A 26,050-nucleotide genomic window follows, 5' to 3' on the forward strand; every position below is an offset into this window, starting at 1 on the left:
GCGTGTAACAGCAAAAGTAAGGCATCGCTTCCCGAAATTTCAAGTAAAGCTCCCATTATTCCATTTTTGCCGGTACTTTTTCCTTCCAGGAACGGGTATTCTCCTCAGGCCTTTGCAAACTTCCACCGTCCTTTTCGGAAAAACCAAAGAGCAATCAGGGAATGTAGGGAATGGCAAAAGGCGATGGTACTAAAAATCCCCAGGGTTCCCAGATCGTAGCTGATCGCCAGGACATAGGCCATGGGAATCTCCAGCAACCAAAACACGCCCACATTGATGTAGGCAGGTGTGCGGGTATCTCCCGCACCGTTAAAGGCTTGTACCATTACCATACCTACCGCATAAAAGATGTACCCCAAAACGGTTATTTTCAGCCCGGTGGCCGCTATTACCCGGACTTCTTCCCCCTGTACAAAGATACCCGCAAGGCTATCGGCAAAAAACAGGTAAATAAGCGTCACGGACGCAAGAAAAATAAAATTATAGCGGGCCGTCAGGTAGGTAGCGAGTTCTGCCCGATAGGCTTTCCCGGCGCCGAGATTCTGCCCCACCAGCGTCGCTGCGGCAGCCGAAAGGCCCCAGGCCGGCATCAGGCTAAATAGCAAAATTCGAAAGGCGATCGTGTATCCCGCCACCGCTGCGCTCCCAAATTCGGCAGCAATCCGGGTCAGCACAATCCAGGCAGCCGAGTCGACCAAAAACTGGCCCATACCACCCAGGGAGATGCGAATAATTTTTTGCAAGGTGAACCAACGCACCTTCAGGTTTTGCCGACCGATGACGAGGCGGTGCTTGCCATTGACCAAATGGTACACCTGGTACAGCACACCCACACTCCTGCCAAGGGTAGTGGCCCAGGCAGCACCGACCAGCCCCAGCCCCGGCAAGGAGCCCAAACCAAAAATAAGCAGCGGGTCCAGGAGGATGTTCAGGCCGTTGGAAATCCACAGCGCGCGCATGGCCAGGTGAGGGGCACCCGCACCCCGAAAGATCCCATTGATAAGGAAGAGTAGCATGATCGCCGTGTTTCCGGCAAAAATAACGGATGTATAGGAGCTCCCCTGCGCCAATACCTCCGCTTCCGCACCCATCAAACTGAGGATTTCACGGGAGTACATGAAGCCCCCCAGACCCAAGGCCAGGGAAGCCAATGCGCCGACCAGCAGCAATTGGAAAGCCACGGTACCTGCCCCCTGGTAGTTCTTTTCCCCAAAACGACGGGCCACCATGGCCGTACCTGCCATGCTGATGCCCACGCCCAGGGAATAAATGATGGTGAGGACCGCCTCCGTAAGGCCAACCGTGGCCACGGCATCCTCTCCCAGGCGGCCTACGAAGAAAATATCCACTACCGCAAACAAGGATTCCATGATCATTTCCAGGATCATGGGTACTGCAAGCAATACGATCCCCGTTTTTATGGAAATGCGGGTATAATCCTGTTCCTCCCCCCGAATGGAGGTACCAATCAATTTCCAAAATGGAACGCGTTTTTTCATCAGAACGATTCGGCTGCAGGTACCACCACCTGACTACTCCCGGTAGAGCTCAAAGGTGGATTGCCCACGTTCTCCGGGGGCGTTGTGAACAAAATTTATGCGGTAGATGCGGTCACCCCATTTCTGGCCCACCCCTTTGTCCTCCGGTTCGCCGAGGGCGATCTTTTCTACCGTTACCTCCATTTTCTTCGGGTCATAGGCGAGGAGAAACGGCTGCATTTCGCCGCTAGCATCCTGAAAAGGAATGCGCACCTGGCCCGGGCGAACGATCTGAGCCGGAAATACGGTCATCAGGTGTTGGGTGAAAGTCGACCCTTCCTGCAATGCATACGCATCGCTTATCCGAACTTTTTTTCCCCGGTCCAATCGCAGCGTCCGGTGCCAGGATTTTATGCCTGCATCTGCGGGATAGGCGCCAGACAGGTCCATGCGAAGGGAACTGTAATTGCTCCCGCTGCGGTACTCCAATCCCCTGGCTCGGTACTGACTTCCAGCCAACTGAGTCCGGGCATTGACTGTGGGCAAATTGTGGTAATCGGAGCGGTTGTACCAAATGGTATAGCGCTCCCCGCTGAACGTTTTTCGCGTATAGGTGCCCCTACCCACGTCAATCAACAAGGGCAGGCCGTCGTAGTACACCACGTAATTTCCAATGTCGTTGTGGTTGTGGCTTTCGTCGTTATGCCCTCCCTTGGCGGCAAAAAAGAACCCCTCCGTACTGCCTTCCCGGTCCCGGGCTACCATTACCTGGGTATCGGAAAGCCAGACATCCTTTGGAAGTGGAAGCCCGGTATCTGCCTGTCGGAATTCCTCTTGTATAAAAAGCTCGAAGAACTTTCTAAAATAATGAAAACGAGGCATGGAGGCCGCTTCCGTTTCCCTGTAGTAAGCCCCAAACCGCATCATATCGGGATCATTGATGGCTTTACCGTAGCGGTAAATCATGGAAGCGGCCATGCTGGGCTGGGGGTCTGCATCGGCGAAATTGAGAAAGTAGTCGGCACTAATCTGAGCGCGATAAATGAACTTACCCATGTTTTTTACTTTCTCGTCGGCGTATACGTATTGAAAGGCTCCATCGGTGGCGAGATCCAGTAGGGAAATCGTGTCAAAAAGAGATGCCGCAGCGGCTCCCCAGTAGCTGGGACCTTCGTCACAGCCCCCATCCGAGGGGTAGGGTCCAAGAAATTCGTCCACGACCTGCATTGCCTTGTAGATCAATTTTGTCCGCTTTTTTTCGTCTTCCTCCAGTAGCAGTGCCGCATTGATCCAATTGGAGCAAATCCAGGGGTTCCAGTTGTTCGGCGGGCGGCCGTTTTCATTGGCGCTCATCCAGCCATGTTGTTGATTCATCAGCGGCTCAAAGATCCGCCGGTTCGTTTCGTAGCGGATGCGTTTGCGAATTTGCGGCGAGATCTGATCAAATTTTTCCCCCAAAAAATAATCCGCCCAAGCCAGGTAGGTAGCCGTTTCGGCAGCAAACAAATCCACAAAGGGTTTGGATACGTCCATCAATCCCGAATACTCATCGGTCTTCGGCAAATGGGCCGGTACACCCCAGAAGGACTCCTCACAGATGGACCAGATCCCGTCAATGATCGGATCGATAAATCGGCCTTCGTTTTCGGCGATCTCCGCCAAAATCATGCTTCCCAGTATCCTTCGTTTTTCGAAGCTAATGGCCTGGTATTCGTCCCGGTCACCGGTGCGGTCGATGAGCAGGGATTTGGTAGCGGGAATGTAAGGCCAGTCGTAGTCCAGGTTTTCTTCGGCAAAGGCCAGGTATCCTTGCAACAGCGCAGCATCCGCTTTTTTCCAGGCAGACCGGTCGTCCAGCGTTGGAAAAGGGCGCCATTCCGACCGGGGAACCAACAATTCGGAAATTTCTTTTTCGGTATAGGTTCCACTGACCAATTGCTGTGCATGGGCGTAATAAAAAAGGGCGACGAACAGCAGGGTGAATCCATACGTCTTTGCAGAATGCTTCATCGGAGTATATCTTTTTTTTTGGTCAATGGGCTGGCTGCCTGGGCGCATGCCGCTGCGCGCCGCCCGGCCGTACCGGCACCCACACGCAGCGGGAAGAATGCCAGGGAGGTTTGCCCGGGTATTTCCGGGGAAATATACGCATTTCTGCGGTAGGGCTGCAGCCATTGTGTGATACAAATCACTTTTTTGGGAAGCGAATGGAGGTAGTTTTGTACAGTTAAAAAACGAAAAATACCGTGAAAAACTCATCCCAAACTCCATTACCGTTGATTCGGGCACTTTTCGGCATGTTGGTCGCCGTATTTCTGTTGACCTTATTTGTTGCCGGCCTGGTCCTCAGCCAATGGACTTCGACCGGGAATACAAGCAATGCCCCCAGGGAAGTAAGCCAGGTAAGCCCTCCCGCAGCACCGGATCCCCGACTGATTTCAGAAGAAGGACTTTGGCAGGCCCCTGACTGGAGCAGCGTTGCGGAAGCCCCCAATGCGGAACAAATCGAGTACGGCAGGGAACTGGTTGCACATACGGCCGAATACCTGGGGCCGGAGGGAAAGGTTTTGCGGATTTCAAACGGCATGAATTGCCAGAACTGCCACCTGGAGGCGGGTACGGCCCCTTTGGGGAATAATTTTGGCGCCGTGGCGGCCACTTATCCCAAAGTTAGAAATCGCTCCGGGCGCTCCGAGGACATTCCCCGACGGATCAACGACTGTTTCGAAACGGAGTTTGAATGGGCGCGGATTGGACCGGGACAGCAAAGAAATGAAAGCCATGGTGGCATACATGGAGTGGCTGGGACAGGAGGTGCCCAAGGGGCAGAAGCTACCGGGCGTAGGCATTTACGAGGTACCGCTGTTGGATCGGGCGGCTGATCCGGTGAAAGGAAAGACCGTGTACGACCGGCAGTGCGTTAGTTGTCACGGAGCAGACGGGCTGGGCATGAAAAACCCTTCCGGTACCGCCTACCTGTATCCGCCCCTCTGGGGACCTTCCAGCTACAATCAGGGCGCGGGCTTGTACCGATTGTCCCGCTTTGCCGGATACGTAAAGGCCAACATGCCTTTGGGAGCCACCTATAAACGCCCCTTGCTCAGTGACGAAGAAGCCTGGGATCTGGCCGCCTATGTCAATTCCATGGAACGTCCGTCCAAGGACCTTTCCGGAGATTGGCCCGACATCTCGAAGAAGCCCATGGACCACCCCTTTGGTCCGTATGCCGACCCATTTTCCGAAGAACAACACAAGTACGGCCCCTTTCAACCCATTCTGGCAGCGAAAAATGAATCCAAATGAGAAAACTATTTTTTCTGCTGACACTAGGGTTAGGGTGGGCACCGGGATTTGCCCAACAGGATTCCACACGTTGGAAACCTGAATTGGGCCTGAGCCTGCGTTCCTATTTCATGAGCACCTCCTATTGGGAGGATTTTAAAGACGACTACGCCTGGGGTCAGATGGCCCGGATATCCCTCCAAAGCCGGCTTCCCATGGGCTTTCGGGTGAAAGCCGATTACCTGGGATTTATCCGGCTGGCCAGTTCCGACCTGACCCAACTGGATCCCCGCGTCCCTAACCTGAACCGCTACGAAGTGGGCTTATTCGACGTAAACCACCTGGATCGGGCGATTTTTGGAAAAATCGGCAACTTGCACCTGGATTACCGGCGGCCCCGATTTCAGGCCAGATTGGGCCGGATGGAAATCAATACCCCTTTTATCAATGCGCAGGACGGGCGCCTGAGCCCCACCTTTGTGGAAGGCGTTCGCTGGGAGTTACAGGCCCATCCAAAACTGGCAGTAAGCCACCACTTGATCTGGGGCGTTTCTCCCCGATCTACCGGACACTGGTTTGGTCTGGGCGAAAGCATTGGGATGTATCCCGTGGCCCGGGATGAATTTGGGCAGCCCTCGGCTTATTTTGGCAATACCCGGTCCGACCTGGCCCACATACTGGACCTGACCCTGGGGCTACAGGCAGGATCATCGCTTCGCCTGAACCACACCCTCGTACAAAATATCTACAGCAGTTACCAGGCCCAATGGGACCAAACCTGGGAATTGCCCCAAACCCAGGTACAGGGGATCACGGGATTGCAAACTACCTATCAGCACGGCATTGGGCAGGGAGGAAATGAGGAAATAGCCCTTCGGTACAAAAATCCGGACGATGCGCATTGGATCCTCAGCGGAAGGATCGGACTCAAATCCAAAAAAAGCCTCTGGCATCTCAATTACACCAAGATGCAGGGAGAGGGACGGTATCTGAGCCCCAGGGAGTGGGGAAGAGACCCCTTCTATACCTTTATTCCCCGAGAACGAAACGAAGGAATGGGGCAGGTAGACGCGGTGAATACCTATTTTCAGCAGACCTTCCCGGAAAAATCCCTGCAAGCCTACACCTACCTGGGCCTGTACTTCCTACCCGATCCGGCAGACGCCAGGCGAAACAAATATGCCATACCTTCCTACGCTCAGGCAAACCTGGGACTGCGGTTTGCCCCAAAAAACGCACTAAAGGGCTTGAATCTCCACCTGATTCTAATGAGCAAAGTGGCATTGGATCAGGAAGGGCTTCGGCCGGCCTGGATCTACAACAAGGTCAACTTGTTTCATACCAACCTCATTCTCAACTACACACTGCCGGGAAATTGATTCTCCGGAACATCCATTCCCAACCTCAGGGCAGGAATCGGTAGTAGCTGTGCGGTAGAAAGCAGGTAAACACCTGCCTATTTGGCACAAAAAAACCGTTGACTCCCGACAGGTTTCAACGGTTTTTTTTATGTAATTGCTGGAATGCATGCCCCTTTCCCGCAACGACTGGGAAGGGATTCCCTCCCGATCCGCAAACCAGGGAGGGCTGGGTTCAGGCGGAACAGATGAACCAGGGGTTCAGCAGGTTTTCCTTGTTGTACAGGAGCGGGCGGTCTTCATCCGTCTTTTTGACGGTAAATCCGAGTGGCAGCAATACCCCGTGGGCGGCTGCCGTATCCCATTCCATGGTCGGTGCAAAGCGGGGATAAAGTTGGGCTTTTCCCTCGGCCAACAGCATGAATTTCAAGGAGGAACCCATGCTGATTACCTCCGCACCAGGGTATCGATCGATCACCTCCTGGGTTTCCGGACTCAAATGGGAACGACTGGCTACGATGGAACGTACGGTGGGGTCGGCCGGGGCCTGCCAGCGATCGTGGCTTTTCCTGCCCCGCTTGTTTCCAGGATCCCTCCTCCGCATTGCCCCAATACATCCAATCCAGTACGGGCGCGTACACCACCCCCAACACCGGGCTGTCCCGGTGAATCAAGGCGATATTTACCGTAAACTCCCCGTTTTTCTTGATAAATTCCTTGGTCCCGTCCAGTGGATCCACCATCCAGAAGTAGGTCCAGTTTTTTCGTTCGGAATAGGGAATGTCCCTACCCTCCTCCGATAACACCGGATAGGGGGTTTCTTTGAGGTACTGCATGATCCGCTCATGGGCCGCCTTATCGGCGCGGGTAAGCGGGGAATCGTCGCTTTTCATTTCCACCCCAAAGTCGGACGAATGGTATATTTTCAAGATTTCCGTGCCAGCAGCCCGAGAGGCTTCGACGGCAAGGCGGGTCAATTTTGATAGATCAATCATGGAAGAAGGGTCGGTATCGGTTGGTAAATCGGAGGTTCGTTCCGGGCAGGCCGCTCACAAGCAGACAGCGGAGCCGCGTGTTCTCTCGCGAACTAAATCACCATGCCGGCGGCAACGGTTTCGTTCGTATTGGGATCGATGAGAATGATGGACCCTGTTTGACGGTTGCGTCGGTAGGCATCAAAAAACAGGGGCTGGGCAGCGCGAATACTGATTCTGGCAATGTCGTTCATGCCAATTTCGCCTACCCCTTCTTCCCGGTGCAGGGTATTGACGTTTACCCGGTAAAGGATCTCCCGCACCATCACCTGGCATTCCTTGGTGGTATGCCGCAGCAGCAATTTACTTCTTCCGGCCAGCTTTTGCTGGCTCATCCAGCAAATCATCACGTCCAGGTCCTGCCCGACGGTGGGCACGTTATTGGGCCGCACCAGCATGTCGCCCCGGCTGATATCCAATTCGTCCTCCAGCGTCATGGTGACGGACATGGGGGAAAACGCTTCGCTGATGGGTTGCCCGTTGAGTTCGATGGTTTTGATTTTGGAAGTAAACCCGGAAGGCAGCACCTTCACGTCGTCGCCCGGTTTGAAAATCCCCCCTTCGATCCTTCCGGCGTATCCCCGAAAATCCCGGTGCTCGTGGGTATGGGGGCGAATGACCATCTGCACCGGAAAACGGCAATCGATATGGTTCAAATCGGAGGCAATGTGCACGTTTTCCAGCAGGTAGAGCAAGGTGGGTCCTTCGTACCATTCCATATTTTTGGAACGGTCCACCACGTTGTCACCTTTTAATGCGGAAATGGGTACAAAATGCACGTCTTTGATTTCCATCTTGCTGGCAAAGGCCTTGTAATCCTTGATGATCGTTTCGAATACCGTTTCGTCGTAATCCACCAAATCCATCTTGTTTACACAAACAATGACGTGCGGAATCTTCAGCAGGGAGGCAATAAAGGAATGCCGATAGGTTTGTTCGAGCAGCCCTTTTCTGGCATCGATCAAAATAATGGCCAGATTGGCTGTAGAAGCACCGGTTACCATGTTGCGGGTGTACTGGATATGACCCGGGGTATCGGCAATGATGAATTTTCGTTTCGGCGTGGCAAAGTAGCGGTACGCGACGTCGATGGTAATGCCCTGCTCCCGCTCCGATTTCAGGCCATCGGTAAGGAGGGAAAGATCCACGTAGTCGAAGCCTTTTTTCTCACTGGAGGTTTTAACGGCGGCGATCTGATCTTCAAAAATGGACTTGGAATCAAACAACAGCCTGCCGATCAGGGTGCTTTTTCCATCGTCCACCGACCCGGCGGTAGTAAAACGTAAGAGTTGATTGGTTTCTTGTATGTTCATGCGCGTTGTGTTAGTTCCTCAATCCGCATCGGTGCCGATGCATTTTCTCGGGAGGTTGCTATCTTATTGGAATCATTTTTTAGAGGAAGCGCTGCCGCATCCTTTGTTGGTACTTTCTTTTGTTTTGCTGCGCCAAAACCTTGGGAAACAAAGCCTCGCTACGCGCCGGGCAAAGGGTCCGGGCAATGGTGCGAAGACGGCTGGATCAAAATCGAGGGCGGGACCTTGGAAATCCCCAGGTTCCGGCGGCAGCGCCTTTCAGGCCGGGCAGCGTTTCTTTGCTCGCCCGTTACGCTGCCTAAAAATACCCGCTCTTCTTCCGGTCTTCCATGGCAGTTTCTCCCCGCTTGTCATCGGCCCGGGTACCGCGCTCGGTGGTCCGGGTAGTGGCGACCTCTGCAATGATCTTTTCCAGGGTATCCGCACCGGATTCCACTGCACCCGTAATGGGCATATCGCCACAGGTACGGTACCGAACGGTCATGGTTTGAACTTCTTCTTCGGGCTTTAGCTGTATGTATTCCGACTTGGCCAGAATCACGCCATCGCGCACCACGCATTCGCGCTGATGGGAGAAATACAGGGAAGGCAGGTCAATGTTTTGATGTTGGATGTACTGCCAAACATCCATTTCCGTCCAATTGGAAATTGGAAACACCCGAAAGTGTTCGCCCATGTGCTTTTTGCCATTGAACAGGTTCCACAGTTCGGGACGTTGGTTTTTGGGGTCCCATTGCCCAAATTCGTCGCGATGGGAAAAGAACCGTTCCTTTGCCCGGGCCTTTTCTTCGTCTCTACGGGCTCCCCCCATGGCGGCGTCGATCTTGTATTCCTCCAATGTATCCAGCAAGGTTACCGTTTGCAGCGCGTTCCTGCTGGCATTGGCGCCGGTTTCCTCCCGGACTTTGCCCTCGTCGATACTTTTTTGCACGGAGCCTACGATCAGCTGCACGCCCAACTTGTCCACCAGCTCGTCGCGAAAGGCGATGGTTTCGGGGAAATTATGCCCGGTATCGATGTGAATCAGGGGAAAGGGAATTCTGGAAGGGTAGAAAGCTTTGCGGGACAGGTGGGCCAGTACGATACTGTCCTTTCCTCCCGAAAACAAAAGCGCTGGTTTTTCAAACTGGGAGACCACCTCCCGGATAACAAAAATCGCCTCCGCTTCCAGTTCTTCCAGGTGCGATAAATAGTAATGTGCCATAGTCAACGTTTGAGGTTTTTATCTAATGCGTCTACCAATTGCTGCACCGACAGCTCCAGGGGAACCTCGGCGGTTTTGATTGTCATAAAAGGGGATTCGGGTGCTTCGTACGGGGAGTCGATTCCCGTAAAATCCTTGATCAGGCCTTTGCGGGCCTTTTGGTACAGGCCTTTAACGTCCCTTTTCTCGCAGATTTCGAGCGGACAGTCCACGTAAATTTCCAAAAACCGTCCCGCACCGACCAGGTCCCGGATCATTTCCCGATCGGAGCGAAAGGGAGAAATAAAGGCCGACAGAACGATCAATCCTGCATCCATCATCAAGTGGGCCACCTCGGCAATTCTGCGGATATTTTCTATCCGGTCTTCCTTGCTGAAATTCAAGTCGCGGTTTAGGCCGGTCCGTACATTGTCTCCGTCCAGCAGGTAGGTATGAAACCCGCGTTGATGCAAGGCCTGCTCTGCAGCATTGGCAAGGGTAGACTTGCCGGACCCGGACAATCCGGTGAACCAAATCAGCCCCGGCTTTTGATCCAGAGCCTGCTCCCGCAGCTCACGGGTAATCTTGAATTTGGACGGATGAATGTTTTCCTGCATGATACAATGCCGATTTCCAGCGATTTTGAGTCTTTTAGAAATAGTACCATTGGATAAAAACCATGACCACGGTACCGTAGATCAAGGTCAAGGGAAACCCAATGGCAAAATAATCCCTAAACTTGTAATTTCCTGGCCCCATCACCATCAGATTGGTTTGGTATCCGATCGGGGTCATGAAGTCTCCCGACGCCGCGAAGGCAATGGCCACAAAAAAGGGCGTCAAGGGGAGGCCCAATTGTTGCCCCAGCTCCATCGCGATGGGAAACATGATAGATACCGCCGCCGCGTTGGTAATCAGACTGGTCAGAACGAGGGTCATCACAAAGAGCAGCAACAAAGCCCAAACTGGCGCCGCGCCATGCGTCAGGAAAAGCAATCCCGAAGCAAGTAGGGTGGCCGCTCCCGAATTGTTCAGTGCCACGCCCAGGGAAAGGGAACAAACCAGTATCAGGAGCAAGTCCAGGTCTACCGCTTTCCGCAAGGTTTGCAAATTTAACACTTTAAATAGATACAGGGTAAGGATTCCTGCAAAAGCTGCCATAAAAAGATCCAACCAGCCGATGATCCCTGTAAACAAGAGGGACAGGGCAAGCAGGGAGGGCAATTGGCGGAAACGACCGTTTTCGGGGCTGATTTCCCCCCGCAGGGTGATGACGATCAAATCTTTGAGGTAATCGTTTCGGCTGTGGTCCTTACCGGTTAGCATCAAAAACAGGTCTCCTGCTTGTACCTTGGTCTCTCCAATATTGCCCTTTAGCTGGGTACCGTTCCGATGTATGGAAATGATGGAAGCCTGGTACCGGTTCCTAAAGTCGCTGTCCTTGATCTTTTCCCCGATCAGAGAGGAGCTTGCAGGCACCACCGCTTCGGTGAGCTGGAAAAATCCGTAGTTCGACACGTGCCCTTCCTCCGGAAGACTCAGTCCGTTTTCTTCCTTGATCAGCTGCAAGATGGCATCCGTATTGCCCGTAAAGAAGAGGATGTCTCCTTCCTGAAGCAACTCGTTGGGACCCACGGGAGAAATCTCCTGACTGCCCCGCTTGATCTCAGCAAGAAATACTTCGCGTAACTTTCGCAGGCCGGCCTCCTTTACGGTTTTTCCGTGCATCTTTGAGCCAGGAAGCAGGTGAGTTTCCACCAGGTATTCGTTCAGGTGGTCGATGATTTCGCTTTTATTTTCTTCCCGGTTCGGCAGCAGCCGATTGGAGGCAAGACTCAGGTAGAGAATTCCCGATAATGCCACCAGTAAACCCAGGTACAAAAAATCCTCAAATCCCAGCAGCGGCAACCCATACTGACTGATCAGGCCGTTCAGTACCAGGTTGGTAGACGTACCCACCACCGTGATCATTCCGCCAAGTATGGTGGAAAACGACAGCGGAATGAGGAATTTGGAGGCCGGAACCTGATTGGTCTTGGTCCATTCCTTCACATAAGGGATCATAAATGCCACCACGGGGGTGTTATTCAATACCGCCGATAAACTTCCGACCAGCAGCATCATGCGGACCCTGAAAATCCCTGGCTTGAGCTTCTGGCTAAAAATCCGAAAAAAGAATCCCGTTCCGATATTTTGCTGAATTCCGGCCGTAAGTCCGATCAGAAGAAAAATGACCACAATTTGCTTGTTAGCCAGGCCCATTAAAAATTCCTCCGGCTGAATGATTTGCAGGATCAGCAATAAAAAAACCGCCCCCAAAAACGCGAAGGACGGTCGAAGGAGATCCCTATAAAGCACCAGGACCAACAGGGCTACTACATACAAGGTAATCAGACTGGGAGTAAACATAGTTGGCGTTTAGGGCAAAACACAGCTTCGCCTCGTGAGTCCCGGAAAGGACCGGATTCACTCGTTCGGGTCCCGGCGAAAAATGCGGCTCCCGAGCGATCCTATTCCGGGAGAAAACCAATTCCTTACCTGTAGAAGCTGGGGATTTTACCAATGGCGGTGCCGGTATCCTGCAAGCCGAGAAGAGGGGAAATACCCTGCAACTCATGGCTTTTCAAACGCCCAAAAGTAGTCGGGCAGGCATTTATTTCAAAATTTTGGCGAAAATTAAACCCTGGACTGCAAGCCTCCGACCGATGTCCTCCCAAACCTTTTCTGCGGGGATTTATTTTTTAAATACACTTTTTATTGGTTTAAATAATTTAAAATGTTTTTTATAAATATATTTACCGAAAACATGCCGGGGAAGGATCCCGAATATTTTTTCCTGCTTTCCCTATCGGTTTGATCGAGAGTGTACCGATCTTGCTTTTTGATTTGGTGAAATCATCCCTTTCGGCGTATTTTAGCTGTTACCGATACCATCCGTTTGTTGTCTAAAAACAACCCGGGTTAGGAAAATCTACTGCAACGCCTGCGTTTAGCATAACCAAAAAAAAACATGCCCGACAAAAAATCAAACGGGTACCTCCACGAGGAGGCCCCCAGCTACCCACGGTTTCCGGAGGCATTTCCCGGCCGGATTCTCAAACGTCCGTTTTCCGGGTCGATTAGCAATCCACCTGCACGGCGGAGTCAACTTCCGGCAGGGGAACTCGGTTTTTGGTTTCGCTATGGACTGGTACTATTCGTCAGCAGCCTGATCGCAGCCTGTGCACCCCCGGAGCAGAAATCAGTACGCTTTATGGCCATGGGCGATGTTCCTTACCACCTTCCCGAAGATTTTGTACGCTTTGAACGGATGATCGAGGCCATCAATGCCGCGGCACCGGCATTTTCCCTGCATGTAGGCGATATCAAATCGGGAAGTACGCCTTGTTCGGATGCCTATTACGAAACCATCCGAAGCTATTTCGATGAATTTGAGCATCCCCTGGTATACACGCCCGGCGACAACGAATGGACCGATTGTCACCGGGAAGCCTGCGGTGGCTACGAGCCGGAGGAACGCCTCGACAAACTACGGCAGCTTTTCTTCGGCAGCGATCAGAGTCAGGGCAAGCAACCCATGCCCCTTGAGCGACAGAACAATTGGGAGGGTTTTGAGAAATTTCCCGAAAATGCCCGCTGGCAGCAGGGAGGAGTGACCTTTGGTACCCTGCATGTGATCGGTTCCAATAATAATTTCAAATTGGATTCAGGCGCCCTGAACGATGAATTTTACGAACGGGAAATGGCCAATAATTTCTGGCTGGAGCAGCTTTTTGAGCAGGCAAGGGCAAACGAAAGTCTGGGCCTGGTGCTGGTACTGCATGCCGGACTAAACTACCAAACCCGGGACGAGCGCAACGGGCATGCGAGCTTTGTCAGCATTCTCCGGGAGCAGGTTTTGGATTTTGGCAAACCGGTCCTGCTGCTCTATGGAGACCACCACCGGTTTATGGTGGATCAGCCGCTTCGGGACAACTCGGGCCGAACCGTCACCCATTTTACGGCGGTGCAGGTATTTGGCGACCGGGACATGCATGCGGTGCAGGTAGAAATCGATCCCCGGCATCCCAATTTATTTTCCATCGACCCCTTTTACGTGCCCGGCAATTAACCGACATGCTCCGGCCGCCCCCGCAAAGGCCCGGGAAACGTGAAAGGGTATCCCCTGACCGTTGAGGTTTCAGTACCCTCGAAGCGCTACTTCCGCATGTACACGAAAAAACACCTACCCTTCGGCCGGGAACAGATCGTTCCCGGGGCCGCATGCCTCATCGCTTATCCATCTTCCGGGCAGGACGAGGCCTCAACCCATCCCCAAACCATCGAAAGAACCGAAATTTTATTTATTATTTTTTATAGTTACATTTGATACTTCGTTAAATTTTTTACGAAACGACGAGAACTAATTTCAACCGGTCGGTGGACCGATACAACCAAATAATCCATGAATAAAAAACTCCTTCTTACCGGACTTTGCCTGTTGTTGTGCCAGGCATTGCTTTTTCCCAAACCTATCCCATCCTTCCTCAACCCCGGACGTTGACTGCCGGGGAGGGGCAATTTCGTCTGCAGGCAGGTACCGTATTGCTGGCAACGACGGCTTCGGCCCGAACGTCTGCCCATTTGTTTAACGGTCTGTTGGAAGGAAAAACCGGGTTTCAATTGCGCGTGCAGCAGGCGGCTCCGGCAAATGCCCCGGTCGTTTTGCTGGAAGAGGAAATCGTCGATGGGAACCCGGAAGCCTATACACTGCAGGTTACCAACGAAGGCATCGGTATCCGTGGGGGTAGCAGCGGGCTTTTTTATGGCTTGCAGTCCTTGTTCCAGCTGGTAGAAATGCAGGGTGGCGAAGCCGTCGTGCCCCTGGTCCACATTGCCGATGCTCCGGCCTTTGGCTATCGCGGAATCATGCTGGACGTATCCCGGCATTTTTTTAGTACGGATCAGATCAAAAAAATACTGGACCTGATGGCCCAACTCAAGTTTAACACCATGCACTGGCACCTGACCGACGATCAGGGCTGGCGCCTGGAAATCAAGAAATACCCCAAACTGACCGAAATCGGTGCCTGGCGGGATTCCACCATCATCGGTCAATACTACGATTTCAAGCCCTTTATTTACGATGGAGAAAAACACGGCGGCTATTATACTCAGGAAGAGGCACGGGAAATCGTTCGGTATGCTGCCGATCGGCACATCACCGTAATCCCGGAAATCGAACTTCCCGGACATAGTTCGGCCGTTCTTGCCGCCTATCCTGAGTTTGGGAGTTTTGAGGTACAGGACGGAACAGCCAGGGGCAGCATTGCGGCCGTCAACGACAAGAGAGAGCCCTTGAACAACGAAATCAGCAGGCAGGTACCCGGCTATTGGGGCGTCCATTACAATATTTACGGACCGACTCCTGCGGCTTTCGGATTTCTGGAGGATGTACTTGCCGAGGTCATGGACATTTTTCCCTCGGAATACATTCACATCGGCGGAGACGAGGTGCCCAAAGACCATTGGGAAACTTCTGCCATTGCCCAAAAGGTCATCAAAAAGGAAAAGCTGGCAGACGAACACGAGCTTCAAAGCTATTTTATCCAGCAAATCGAGCAATTCCTGAATAAAAACGGACGCAAAATTATCGGCTGGGACGAAATTCTGGAAGGTGGGTTGGCGCCCAATGCCACGGTCATGAGCTGGCGTGGGGAAAAAGGTGGAATTGCCGCTGCAAAAATGGGGCACGATGTCATCATGACCCCCAACAGCCATTTGTATTTTGACCACTATCAGGCCGAAGACAAAACTACCGAACCCCTGGCCATCGGCGGATTCCTGCCCCTGGAAAAAGTTTACAGTTACTCGCCGATTCCCGACGCGCTGAACCCGGAAGAGGCCACCCATGTACTGGGCGTACAGGCAAACCTTTGGACAGAATACATCGATAGCAACCAGAAAATGGAGTATTTCCTTTTTCCCCGTGCCCTGGCCCTCGCCGAAGTAGCCTGGAAAACCCGGGAGGACAAGGACTATTCCTACTTTGTTCACGAGCGACTGCCGCAGCAGCTTCGGTCCCTTGAAGAGCGAGGGGTGTTTTTCCGCATACCCGAAGCGAGCGTTCGCATCAGCAAGGATGCAGCTACCGGTGCCCATCGGATTTCGATTCAGCCTTTGGTGGCGGGCGCAAAGGTCTACTACACGGTAGACGGGCACAAAGCCGATCAAACTGCCCGTTTGTATACGGGTCCTTTTCTGGCGCCAGTGCCCGGAGCGGGTCAGGAACCGCTGGTGCTGCGGTACATTACCCTGACTCCCGGAGGCAGAAGCAGCAATGAATTTCAGGTACCCATCGACTAGCCTGGAAAGCTACCCCGGTCCTTGAGGTTTCTAAAACCTCAAGGACCGGCTGCCGATTGTGAACGAAAAAGACCTTCACCGTCTCGAAACCGCCAAAGAACGGGGAGTGGAAAAACCCTGCGCCATAGGGAAGACCTGAGGGGGTCCACTCCTGGGGTAGCGGGTGCAGGAATTGCGCCCATTATCTCGTCCGTTTATCGTGTTTTTGAGGTAAGCCAAAACAAAAGCACCGCATCGAAAGCAGCGTGGGCAGCCATGGCCGTAAAAATCCCTGTCTCCTGAAATAAGTAGCCAAAAAATGCGATCAGCCCCACCATTGCCAATCCGTAGATGCTGATTTTCCAATTGAAAGGATTCAGGTATCCGTGAAGCAGGACAAATAACAGGGAGGTAGTCCAGAGTCCAAGCAAGGGCTGCAATCCTGCCCGGAAAAACAGTTCCTCCCCTACCCCCGCACAGAAGGAAATAAAGAGGATCCTCCCCGGAGTCCAGGGCCATTGATTGATCAGGCCCTGGTATTTTACCCTTTCCCGGGAAAAGAAAGGCCGGCAGATGATCCATTTGGCCAATAAGGCCGCGAGGGCTCCGGCGGGAACGCCCAGAAGCAGCTGCTCCGGTATCGGCCAGGGCCCTGTCAATAGCACCGGGAGCGGTACTTCCTGAAAAAAATACACCAGGCCCAGGCCGGTCAGGCCAAAACCCAACAAGGTAGCCCAGCCCAAAAAACGCATGTCAGGATTCATAGAAAGAGAAAGGCAGGTATCGTGGAAAAAAAAATGCCGAAGAGAACTCTCCGGCACGATTCGTTGCTGTAACGGCAGAAAATCAGGAGGAGAAACTGATCTTCAACTCGATGGGAACAGAACTAAGGGCTTTGCTGATGGGGCAGTTTTTCTTTGCCACCTCGGCCAACTCTGTAAACAAGGCTTCGTCCATACCGGGAACTTTTCCTTTCAAATCCAAAACGATTCCGGTAATGGAAAACCCCTCTCCGTCCTTATCCAGGCTAACGGTTGCGGTCGTGTGTAGCTCCTCTGCGGCAAACTCCTTCCCGGCAATCTGAAAACTCAGGGCCATGTTGAAACAACCGGCATGCGCCGCTGCAATCATTTCTTCCGGGTTGGTGCCCTGGGTACCGTCTTCGTTTTCAAACCTGGTTTTGAAGCTGTAGGGAGAGTTGTCAAAAAAACCACTGGGGGCAGACAAGGTACCGCTGCCTTCCAGTCCTGTACCTTTCCAAACTGCTGTTGCTTTTCTTTTCATACGTTGATTCTTTTTTTTAGTGTTTACCTGTTCAAGGTATCAATAATCTGGCAAAATTACCAATTCTGTACCCGCCAATCCTTCTGCGGTGGCGACTCCGGGCCTGCGGCCCCCTTGCCCGGTCCCGGAGCTAAAACACCGTGACGCCAAGGGTTACCTCCAATTCTACCTCCTCGCCCAGTACCCGCTCAATTTCCTGCTTGACACGCTGCATTTGCTGCTCGTCCAGGCTGCCATCAGCCACAATCTTTACCGCCAGGCGGACCGGTTTTACGCTACGCACGGTAATGTCGCGCAAAACCGTTCCGTTCACACGGTACCCATCCAGTTTTGAGATCACGTCCTTTTCACGAACCATGTCCATAAAACCAAAAAACAGGGGCAGGCTTACCAGGCCCACCACGACCAGCGAATAGGCGATCCCCTTTCTGGCCAGCCGGAAGGGACTAAAGCCTAAAAACAAAAACGTCAGCGCGGCCGCCATCACCATGCCCGCCAGGTTGGTCATCAACAGCAGCAGGGCTCCCTGAAAAATCGTCCACTCCATCCAGCCCAGGCCGATTCCGGAAACCGCCAACGGAGGGACCAGCGCCACCGCGATCGCCACTCCTGCCAGGGTTTTGGCGATTTCTTCCTTGGCACTGGCATAGGCCCCCGCTATACCGGAACCAACGGCGATGCCCAGGTCCAGGAGATTCGGGCGGACCCGGGCCATGATTTCATCGTTCGACAGGTTCAGGGGCGTAAGCCAGGTGATCCCCATGGCACACAGGTAACCCAGCAGCATGCCCCAGCCGATGGCTTTGGAACTATCAAGAATCAGCCCCTTGTCCTGCCGCAACACGCCCATGGAAAGGGAAATAATGGGAGCCATCAGTGGAGCAAGAATCATCGCGCCAATGATCACCGGGGAGGAATTTCCAAACAGGCCGAGGGTGGCAATGCAGGTGGACAATACCATCAGCACCAGGTAACTGTTGCTGGTTCGGGCGCTTGCCCGCAGGCTGGAAAACAGCTCCTTGAATTCCTCCGTGGATGCGTGGTTGATCAGCGGCAATGTCCGCTTTAGTAATTCGTCCCGCACTTCGCCCCTGGGAAGCACCTGCACCTTGAAAATATCGTCCTCCGAACCGCTTGCCTCCATGTCCAGGTGTTTTCCCGGAACCATGTTCAGGGCTTTGGGCCGTACCTCCAGCTGCAGCTGCTTCGCATGCAACAGGCTTCCGTCCTGGGAATAACTGATCGGCGCTTCGCTGGAGATGCAGAGGCTGGCGGTCTTGATGTGGGCAGCAAAGGGCGGCAGTCGGGTTCTTCCCTTTTTTCGAAAAAAGCTGTCCAGCCCAAACCACACCAGACCGGTGATGCTTTTTGGCGCAAGAATCATCGCATGCAGTTTGCCGTCGTTGATGTAAGCATCCTCCAGTACTTTATGGCTCAACAGGCTGCTCTTGCCGTGCTGCACGATCACCATGCCAATGGCGGCAGTGTCCAGCGTTTCCTTATCCAAGGCCTGCAGTTGGTAGCGTTGGGCGGTTGCCAGCCGAAATACTTTGAAAAAATAACCAAGGGTCTGCCAAAAACGCTGCCAGCCGTTTTTGGCTACCGAAGCGGTCATCAAACTCAACGATTCACCAATGATCACCGTATTGAAAACCGGCCGGTCGTTTAGCATCAAGACGTCTACCCGTACGGCCTTTTCCGATTCCATGACCTGGTCCAGACAGGCCTCCAGGTCGGAATCCACTCCAAAGCCCTGTCGCCCGTGAATCAATTCCGGATGGGGAAGCAAGGCGATTTTCCAATCCTGCTCCAGGACCAGCGGAAACAATTCCATCAATTGGGCATCGGAAAGGTAAGTCACCACGAAATCCTCCCGGCCCAATTCCACCGGGAGTTTGCCGGTAAAGGGCAACTTGAGTTTCAGGTCAGCGCCAAAGCGGGGAAGCAGTGTTTTTTCCACCAATTCCTCGCTCAATGGATCGTACAATAGAATGATGCTTTTCATGGCAAAGGGATAAGGGAAACCGAAGCGTGCTTCTCCTCCGGTGGTACAGCCGGCAAATCGGGACCAACTGCATCCGAAGGTTTAAAAGTAACCTTTAATCGGTTCCAAACCAAAATCGCTAACCGTACAGATACCAAGGAGTTATTTCATTTTTCAACGAATTTGAAAATAAAAACCGCCTGAATAAACTGTATTCCAATAAAGTAAAAAAGTCAAGCAAATTTGCATTTTTTATTTAAGATATTTTTCCACATTTTTACTTCCCCCTATAGAAAGGAGTAGAGCTTTTTTTCCACTTTCAGTTAAAGAAAACCAATGAATTCAGAGGCGATAGCAATATGGACTGAATGTATGCGGATCATCGAAAAACACGTCAATGAACAGAGTTTTTCCACCTGGTTTACACCCATACAACCGGCAAGGATCGACGGATCGGTCCTCACCATTCAAGTGCCGAGTCAATTTTTTTACGAATGGCTGGAAGACAACTACGTAGACGTACTGAAATTGGCCATCAAGACCGTGCTGGGGTCCAATGGCCGACTGGAGTACGCCGTGGTGGTCGACAAGGGCAACTCAAACAACCAACCGTACATGGTGAGTTACCCTCAGGGAGTGAGCCACCCTGCTACCAAAAAGAAGAAGGAGGCCATGGCCGCCGCGGCACATTCTCCGTTTGACCTCTCCAGTCTGGACGAGCAAACTACCCTGCAATCAAATCTGAGTTCCACCTACACCTTTAATTCCTTTATAGAAGGGGACTGCAACCGGCTGGCCCGATCGGCAGGTTTTGCGGTAGCCAACAAACCCGGCATTACCTCTTTCAATCCGCTCATGGTGTACGGAGGTGTGGGTCTGGGAAAAACCCACCTGGTGCAGGCCATCGGAAACGAAATCAAAAACGGACCGGAAGATAAATTCGTACTCTATGTCTCTTCGGAAAAGTTTGTCAACCAATTCATGGATGCCATCAAAGATGGAAACATCAAATCCTTCACCAATTTCTACATGCAGGTAGATGTGTTGATTATTGATGACATTCAGTTTTTTGCAGGGAAGGGCCGAACGCAGGAAATGTTCTTTCATATCTTCAATCACCTGCACCAAAACAAGCGGCAGATCATCATGACCTCCGATTGCGCACCCAAAGACCTGATGGGGCTGGAAGAACGCTTGTTGTCCCGGTTTAAATGGGGACTGACCGCGGATTTGCAGATGCCGGATTTCGAGACGCGCATTGCCATTATCCGAAAGAAAATGCAATCCGAGGGCATCGACATTCCCAATAACGTGATCGAGTACCTGGCTTATACCGTGGATACAAACGTACGGGAACTGGAGGGCGTCATGATTTCGCTCATTGCCCATGCCTCCCTGAATCGGGTGGAAATCAGCCTGGACCTGGCCAAAACCATCATGAAAAACATCGTGAAGGACATTGAAACCGAGGTCAGCATTGAATACATCCAAAAATCCTGCGCGGAATATTACGGCATCAAAGTAGAAGACCTGAAGGCCAAAACCCGGAAAAAAGAAATTGTCATCGCCCGGCAGGTGGCCATGTACTTCAGCAAGGAGTTTACCAACCATTCCCTAAAATCCATCGGATACCATTTTGGGGGCCGGGACCACAGTACCGTGATTCATGCGGTGCAGTCGGTCAATGACCTGATGGAAACGGATACCTCCTTTCGAAATGCCGTACAGGAGCAAAAAAAGCAGTTCAAAATCAGGTCCTACTGACCCAACCCAAACCCCTCGAATCCGCCCGGTTGTACCACCGATGCCCGGTCCGCGTGACCCGGGAGGCCTCGCGCATGCCCGCTCGTTTGCGCAGGCAAGGGAGGAGCGCCGATCCCTGGGTTCGTTCCGCGCTTTCCTCGGAGAGGCTGCCGGCTGATCAAAAAAAGCCCCTTTCCGTTTGCTACAGAGAGGGGCTTGTGTCTGCTGTGACTTTCAGTCGAATCTATAATTTTTCTACCTTTTTACGGTCCAATGCTTCAAATCTGGACTTTCGGCTGATGTATTCCGGTACCATGTATTTCATTTGGGCCACCAATTCCATTTCTCCTCCCACCGTAAGTCGCTGCATCAGCTTTTCGAGGTCCTGACTCACTTTTTCGTAGGAACCCGGGCAAACCTGAGCGATCTTTATTTTTTCGTGATGCGTCGACAGGGATTTTTCGGTATCGTTGAGCACTTCCTCGTAGAGTTTTTCCCGGGTCGCAAACCGGTAATCCGTATGGGGATATCCACGTCAGGAATCTTTCCGCTCAGGTATATCATCTTTTTCGCCAGGTCCAGGATTTTTACCGGTTCGCCCATGTCGAACACGTAAATCTCTCCTCCGTTGCCCATGACGCCTGCTTCAAGCACCAACTCGCAAGCTTCGGGTATGGTCATGAAATACCGGATGATGTCAGGGTCGGTGACCGTTACCGGGCCGCCTTCCTGGATTTGGCGTCGAAACAGCGGTATCACCGATCCATTGGAACCCAATACGTTGCCGAAGCGGGTAGTGATAAATCGGGTGGGACCCGCTCCGTTTTCGCGCAGGCGTGCCTATTGAGGGATTGCACGTACATTTCGGCAATCCGCTTGCTGGCTCCCATCACATTGGTCGGATTTACTGCTTTATCGGTACTCACAAGCACAAATTTTTCCACCTCGTATTTCACGGCCAGGTCTGCCACTAGTTTGGTTCCCTGCACGTTGCAGCGCACCGACTCGGTGGGGTATTTTTCCATCATGGGCACGTGCTTGTAGGCCGCCGCGTGGAAAATTACTTCCGGGCGGTAGGTTTTCATCACCTTCTCCAATGCCTGCGGGTCCGTCACGTCCGCCAGTACAGACACCAGGGGCAATTCGTTGAACCGGCTTTCCAAAAACACTTCCTGGTCGTGCAGGGGGGATTCGGCTTTGTCCAACATGATCAGGAAACCCGGCTTGGCCCGGGCTATTTGCCGGCAAATTTCACTTCCAATGGACCCCGCGGCGCCGGTAACCAGGATGGTTTTTCCACTCAGGTAATCTATCACGGCCTGATTTTCCAACTTGATGGAATCCCTGCCCAGCAAGTCCTCGATGTTTACTTCGCGCAGGCTCCCCGGCTTTTCTCCGCCGCTTACCCATTGGTTTACCGGCGTAATGGTCATCGCATGCACCCCAAGCGCCAAACAGCGATCGATAATTTCCCGCTTGCGGGAGGGAGAAGGTCCAGCAATACGGAGATGATTAGTTCGTTGATGCCCCGGCTTTCCACCAGGCTTTCGAGCATTTCCAGACCACCGAAAACCGGTTTTCCCTGAATTTTCTTTCCTTTTTTGGAGGGATCGTCGTCCAGAAATCCAACCGTTACAAATTTGAATTGGCTGTCTTTGGCCAGGGCCTGATGGGTCAGAATACCCGCTTCCCCCGCTCCAAAAATTATCACTTTCCGCTCGGGCAGGTTTGGCTCGGCGCTGGCCTTGATCAGCCGGAAAGCATCTTTGACAAGCAAACGGTACACCATCATAAAGAACAGGGACAGCAGGGAACCGATCACCAGTACCGAGAACGGCAGCAGGTGGCTATTGACTTCGGCAACGTTCGCCATAAACAGGTTGATGGCCGTAATGCCCGCAGCCGTAATGGCGATGGTCCATAAGAGCGTGATGCCATCACGAAGGGAGGTGTGCCGGACAATGCCCACGTAACTCTTGGTAAAAAACATGGCGAGAAACCCCACCAATGCATACACCAGGGCGGCTCGGAGCACATCGAACCGCTCCATTTGGGATAGGTCAAAGTTGGCGCGGAGCCAAAAAGCAAAAAGTACACATTGAAATAAGATGATCCCGTCTAATAAAGCGATTATCCACCGGGGTATGATGTTGATTTTCTTGTTGAAATTGATCATAAAAATAGGGTTGGTCATGCTGTTAGGTGGCTTCTGCTGGGTCAAATTTATCTGTTTTTCTTTCGAAACAAAAAGTATTTTCTACAATAAATCGTAACGAATAACGCAATTCGAAGCAACTACACATTTGTTACGCCAACCGGGTTCGTTTTACCTACTATTTTCACTCCGAATAACGTTTAAAGATAATTAAAAGCCTGAATCCTACCAATACATTCCAGCTAATTTTTTACGAACCTTTCGGGTCTCCCCCGGAGGAAAGCGAGGGAAAAAGCAAGTTTAGCTGCTTGCAATCAACACCTTATGGGCGTTCCTGCCGGTTGCTGTGCGGTTGCTGTCGGCAAAAAAATTCCACCAACAAGGCGCGCCGCCTTCCGTTTTGTTCAAGCAGCCAGGACTTGCCCTTCGGTGCCTGGTTCGGCGGGGCAATGCCCGCTACCGGAGCGTTGATCCAAACATCGGTCGCATACGGGTTTTGTGGGTTCGTCCGGACCGATTCCCTGCAGACTTACCAGTAGTAGACCAAAGCTGTCTGTACCCGGAAGTTGCCGCTTGCGGAGGCATCCGCCTGCCATTGGTAATGGTGGGACTGAATGTAGGTCCCGGTAAGCGACACCTGGATTGCTTGGATTTTTCGTTCCCAGAGAAGTGCCAATGCCAAATCGGTCCAGGGCTCCATGTCCCCAAGGCTGCTCGCCGCGTAAAAGAAGTCGTTGTTTCTGGCCACCCGGTCCAGCCGGATCCCCGTTTTCTTCCAGCCCTCCACGTAGGAAAATTCCAGGGTTTGCAAGTTGCTGCCCGATCCCAACCCGACTCCCAGCGGTTCTCCCCGGTGGGTGAAGCCCCGCACCTGCGCATGGGCGTGCCAGGTCATGCCTGCATTGCTCGCATAGCGCACCAGGCGGTTGATGGATTCCTGCTGTTGGGTCATTTCGCCCCGTACCTGTACGTGTCCCGCTCCCAGGGACCATAATTTGGTAAAGCCGACCAAATACGCACGTGCATGCTCGGGATTTAGGGCAAACTCCCGCCAATTCAGGGCATGATCGCGTCGACCGTATTCAAAATACAGCTCAGCCTTCGTTTCCGGCAATCGCCAGCGCCCAAATACCGCCACCTGTTGGTCCCAGTTGCCGTCGGCGTTTGTAAATCCGTAGTTTTCCTTGATCAGGGGGAGTACCACGGGCAGCAGGGAACGAAAGCCGGAAGGCCGGTCCCGGTTGTGAATTTGAAAGGTGCGGGAAACCCCCAATGATAAACCCCTCAGCCATTTGGGTGAATAGGTAAGGATCAACCCGTTGAGGTAGCGGGGATCCGTGCGGTGGGGCCGGTAAAACTGCTGATTGAGTTGCTCCGCTTGTACCGGCGCGAGTGCGGTGCTTTCCAGCATACCGACGAGCAACTGCCCTTCAAACGATCCCAGAAAGGTAGACAGGGGGGCTCGGGTGCCCAGCCTCAGGTGCGGAAACCCGGGAGCATGATGACTGAGTATCAGGGACTGAAACTGCCCGGGACCCCACCAGAGCGATTGCGTGCTCAGGCTGACTTCCCAATTTCTCCAATGGGCGGCAAGGCTGGACTGACCCAGGCCCAATCGAAACAGTGCCCCCTCCCCGAAGCGCTCGGGGTAATTGAGTGTATTGGGATACCGAAAATACCGTTGATTGACCTGCCGGGAAAAAGAATCCGGATACCCGTCAAAAGCCGTGTTTCCTGCAACTACCAGTTCCGGCTGAAAGCGAACGGTGAGCCAGGAACGCCGGTGCTGCAGCCCGGGACTGATCCAGAGTTGCGGCCCCCGGGCGGGGACGGTAAGGTAGGGATAGGCGCCATAGGGCCTGCGGCCGGTATGGTCCAGAGAAGCCCGCATGGGAAGCAACGTCCAGTCGGTACCCAGGCCCCGAATCTGCGGAAAACTATCGGCTTCCACCAGTTCTGCAAGGGTGCCCGGAATGGGCCGCAGCAGGTAGCTGGGTCGTTCATCACCGGCTCCCAATAGCTGTTTCCGACGGCTCATCTCCTCCAACATGGGTTCGCCGGCAATCACCTGGGCAGCCGCAGGATGCAGGCCGGTGGTAAGCAAAGGGAGCATCCCTACCAAATAAACTAAGACACGTAGCAGTTGGCGCATTTGGCTGGCAAGGTACCTATTTTCGGGTAAAATTCGGATGGGTTTTGTTCAGTATTTGCGGAGGAGCTGGGCAGGGGTAGCGCTGCCCCGGGGATGGTCCGCGGACAGGCCAATTCCGGGATGAAAATCAGGGCTGGCTTTTTTGGGGAAGGAAGGGCCGATTCGCGGAGGACTGGCCTCGAAATTTTTCTACCGTCAGGCTGTCCACCGGGTAGATATGGCTACGGGAAAGCACCGGCTTTAGGGTTTTAAGCAGGATGGACAGATCCAGCCGCAGGCTGCGATTGTCCACGTACCAAAGGTCGTATTCAAATTTTCTCGTCCAATCGACCGTATTTCTGCCGTGTACCTGCGCCCAGCCCGTTATGCCGGGCAGCACCTCGTGGCGCCTGCGTTGTTCGTCGTTGTACAAAGGAAGGTATTCCGGCAGCAAGGGCCGGGGTCCCACCAGACTCATCTCGCCCCTCAGTACGTTCAGCAACTGGGGCAATTCGTCCAGGGAGCTTTTCCGCATCCAGCTGCCCAGCCGACTGAGGCGCAAATGATCGGGCAACAATTCTCCCTGCACGTCCCGGGCCTCCGTCATGGTGCGAAATTTTATCAAGGTAAAGATTTCTCCGTTTTTCCCCGCGCGGGCTTGCAAAAAAAAGACCCTGCCCCGATAGCTCAGGAACTGCAGTACCACCAGGAGCAAAAACACGGGCGCCAGGATCAGCAGCAAGGCCAGCGAAAGCAGGATATCGGAAAGGCGTTTTTTCAT

General features: G+C 52.9%; 21 protein-coding genes and 2 pseudogenes. 5 read left to right on the plus strand and 18 right to left on the minus strand.

The annotated features are described in order from the left end of the window. Positions 1-104: 104 nt before the first annotated feature. Genes ABWH99_RS16230 through ABWH99_RS16240 form a run of 3 tightly spaced genes read right to left on the minus strand, consistent with a single transcriptional unit; the run spans position 105 to position 3,670 of the window. A complete protein-coding gene (locus tag ABWH99_RS16230; RefSeq protein WP_375582886.1) occupies positions 105-1,499 on the minus strand; it encodes an MATE family efflux transporter in 1,395 nt (464 codons plus the stop codon). A gap of 33 nt (positions 1,500-1,532) precedes the next feature. Then, the gene (locus ABWH99_RS16235) at positions 1,533-3,488 is read right to left on the minus strand and encodes a heparinase II/III family protein (protein ID WP_375582887.1); all 1,956 of its coding nucleotides are present in this window, start codon (positions 3,486-3,488) and stop codon (positions 1,533-1,535) included. Then, the gene (locus ABWH99_RS16240) at positions 3,485-3,670 is read right to left on the minus strand and encodes a hypothetical protein (RefSeq protein ID WP_375582888.1); all 186 of its coding nucleotides are present in this window, start codon (positions 3,668-3,670) and stop codon (positions 3,485-3,487) included. The genes ABWH99_RS16235 and ABWH99_RS16240 overlap by 4 nt, the downstream gene beginning before the upstream one ends. A gap of 105 nt (positions 3,671-3,775) precedes the next feature. Here ABWH99_RS16240 and ABWH99_RS16245 point away from each other — a divergent pair. Further along, a pseudogene (locus ABWH99_RS16245) lies at positions 3,776-4,781 on the plus strand (c-type cytochrome). Then, positions 4,778-6,139 (plus strand): hypothetical protein, encoded by a 1,362-nt coding sequence (locus ABWH99_RS16250; RefSeq protein ID WP_375582889.1) that lies wholly within the window; start codon positions 4,778-4,780, stop codon positions 6,137-6,139. The pseudogene ABWH99_RS16245 and the gene ABWH99_RS16250 overlap by 4 nt, the downstream one beginning before the upstream one ends. Before the next feature lie 214 nt (positions 6,140-6,353). Here ABWH99_RS16250 and ABWH99_RS16255 read toward each other — a convergent pair whose 3' ends face one another. From ABWH99_RS16255 to ABWH99_RS16280, 6 genes and pseudogenes are all read right to left on the minus strand, one after another. After that, entirely contained in the window at positions 6,354-6,722 is a 369-nt protein-coding gene (locus ABWH99_RS16255; RefSeq protein WP_375586588.1) for a 3'(2'),5'-bisphosphate nucleotidase CysQ, read from the minus strand. 31 nt (positions 6,723-6,753) lie between these two features. Further along, a pseudogene (locus tag ABWH99_RS16260) lies at positions 6,754-7,113 on the minus strand (3'(2'),5'-bisphosphate nucleotidase CysQ); the annotation flags it as partial. Positions 7,114-7,205: 92 nt separating this feature from the next. Next, positions 7,206-8,465, minus strand: coding sequence for a sulfate adenylyltransferase subunit 1 (locus ABWH99_RS16265; protein WP_375582890.1), 1,260 nt, complete (start codon positions 8,463-8,465; stop codon positions 7,206-7,208). A 298-nt stretch (positions 8,466-8,763) separates the two neighbouring features. Further along, positions 8,764-9,669, minus strand: a complete 906-nt coding sequence (gene cysD / locus ABWH99_RS16270; RefSeq protein ID WP_375582891.1) for a sulfate adenylyltransferase subunit CysD — start codon at positions 9,667-9,669, stop codon at positions 8,764-8,766. 2 nt (positions 9,670-9,671) lie between these two features. Further along, positions 9,672-10,265, minus strand: a complete 594-nt coding sequence (gene cysC / locus ABWH99_RS16275) for an adenylyl-sulfate kinase (protein ID WP_375582892.1) — start codon at positions 10,263-10,265, stop codon at positions 9,672-9,674. 34 nt (positions 10,266-10,299) lie between these two features. Continuing rightward, positions 10,300-12,057 (minus strand): SLC13 family permease, encoded by a 1,758-nt coding sequence (locus ABWH99_RS16280; RefSeq protein WP_375582893.1) that lies wholly within the window; start codon positions 12,055-12,057, stop codon positions 10,300-10,302. Positions 12,058-12,658: 601 nt separating this feature from the next. On the opposite strand from ABWH99_RS16280, the gene ABWH99_RS16285 reads away from it, so the two are divergent. Both ABWH99_RS16285 and ABWH99_RS16290 read left to right on the plus strand, forming a co-directional pair. Beyond that, positions 12,659-13,759: a metallophosphoesterase gene (locus ABWH99_RS16285; RefSeq protein WP_375582894.1), complete on the plus strand. Its 1,101-nt coding sequence runs from the start codon at positions 12,659-12,661 to the stop codon at positions 13,757-13,759. Positions 13,760-14,121: 362 nt separating this feature from the next. After that, a complete protein-coding gene (locus ABWH99_RS16290) occupies positions 14,122-15,993 on the plus strand; it encodes a beta-N-acetylhexosaminidase (protein ID WP_375582895.1) in 1,872 nt (623 codons plus the stop codon). Positions 15,994-16,187: 194 nt separating this feature from the next. Here the strand turns inward: ABWH99_RS16290 and ABWH99_RS16295 are convergent, their stop codons facing one another. From ABWH99_RS16295 to ABWH99_RS16305, 3 genes are all read right to left on the minus strand, one after another. Continuing rightward, complete coding sequence (locus tag ABWH99_RS16295; protein WP_375582896.1) at positions 16,188-16,736, minus strand: CPBP family intramembrane glutamic endopeptidase; 549 nt, start codon at positions 16,734-16,736, stop codon at positions 16,188-16,190. An 82-nt stretch (positions 16,737-16,818) separates the two neighbouring features. After that, positions 16,819-17,256, minus strand: coding sequence for an OsmC family protein (locus ABWH99_RS16300; protein WP_375582897.1), 438 nt, complete (start codon positions 17,254-17,256; stop codon positions 16,819-16,821). Positions 17,257-17,386: 130 nt separating this feature from the next. Continuing rightward, positions 17,387-19,261 (minus strand): DUF389 domain-containing protein, encoded by a 1,875-nt coding sequence (locus tag ABWH99_RS16305; RefSeq protein WP_375582898.1) that lies wholly within the window; start codon positions 19,259-19,261, stop codon positions 17,387-17,389. Between the two features lie 315 nt (positions 19,262-19,576). On the opposite strand from ABWH99_RS16305, the gene dnaA reads away from it, so the two are divergent. Continuing rightward, entirely contained in the window at positions 19,577-21,004 is a 1,428-nt protein-coding gene (dnaA, locus tag ABWH99_RS16310) for a chromosomal replication initiator protein DnaA (RefSeq protein WP_375582899.1), read from the plus strand. Between the two features lie 223 nt (positions 21,005-21,227). Here the strand turns inward: dnaA and ABWH99_RS16315 are convergent, their stop codons facing one another. The 6 genes from ABWH99_RS16315 to ABWH99_RS16340 all read right to left on the minus strand — a co-directional run bounded on the left by ABWH99_RS16315 (position 21,228) and on the right by ABWH99_RS16340 (position 26,050). Beyond that, a complete protein-coding gene (locus ABWH99_RS16315; RefSeq protein WP_375586620.1) occupies positions 21,228-21,461 on the minus strand; it encodes a hypothetical protein in 234 nt (77 codons plus the stop codon). After that, complete coding sequence (locus ABWH99_RS16320) at positions 21,413-21,760, minus strand: polysaccharide biosynthesis protein (protein ID WP_375582900.1); 348 nt, start codon at positions 21,758-21,760, stop codon at positions 21,413-21,415. Before ABWH99_RS16320 ends, ABWH99_RS16315 begins: the two co-directional genes overlap by 49 nt. Then, positions 21,739-22,437: an SDR family NAD(P)-dependent oxidoreductase gene (locus ABWH99_RS16325; RefSeq protein WP_375582901.1), complete on the minus strand. Its 699-nt coding sequence runs from the start codon at positions 22,435-22,437 to the stop codon at positions 21,739-21,741. Before ABWH99_RS16325 ends, ABWH99_RS16320 begins: the two co-directional genes overlap by 22 nt. Next, positions 22,413-23,159 carry a nucleoside-diphosphate sugar epimerase/dehydratase gene (locus ABWH99_RS16330; RefSeq protein ID WP_375582902.1) on the minus strand — a complete coding sequence of 249 codons (747 nt, stop codon included), beginning with the start codon at positions 23,157-23,159 and terminating at the stop codon, positions 22,413-22,415. Before ABWH99_RS16330 ends, ABWH99_RS16325 begins: the two co-directional genes overlap by 25 nt. A 508-nt stretch (positions 23,160-23,667) precedes the next feature. Next, entirely contained in the window at positions 23,668-25,290 is a 1,623-nt protein-coding gene (locus ABWH99_RS16335) for a capsule assembly Wzi family protein (RefSeq protein WP_375582903.1), read from the minus strand. Positions 25,291-25,417: 127 nt separating this feature from the next. Continuing rightward, complete coding sequence (locus tag ABWH99_RS16340) at positions 25,418-26,050, minus strand: sugar transferase (protein WP_375582904.1); 633 nt, start codon at positions 26,048-26,050, stop codon at positions 25,418-25,420.

The sequence above is a fragment of the Cyclobacterium xiamenense genome, assembly GCF_042140265.1.
GTDB lineage: Bacteria > Bacteroidota > Bacteroidia > Cytophagales > Cyclobacteriaceae > Cyclobacterium > Cyclobacterium xiamenense_A.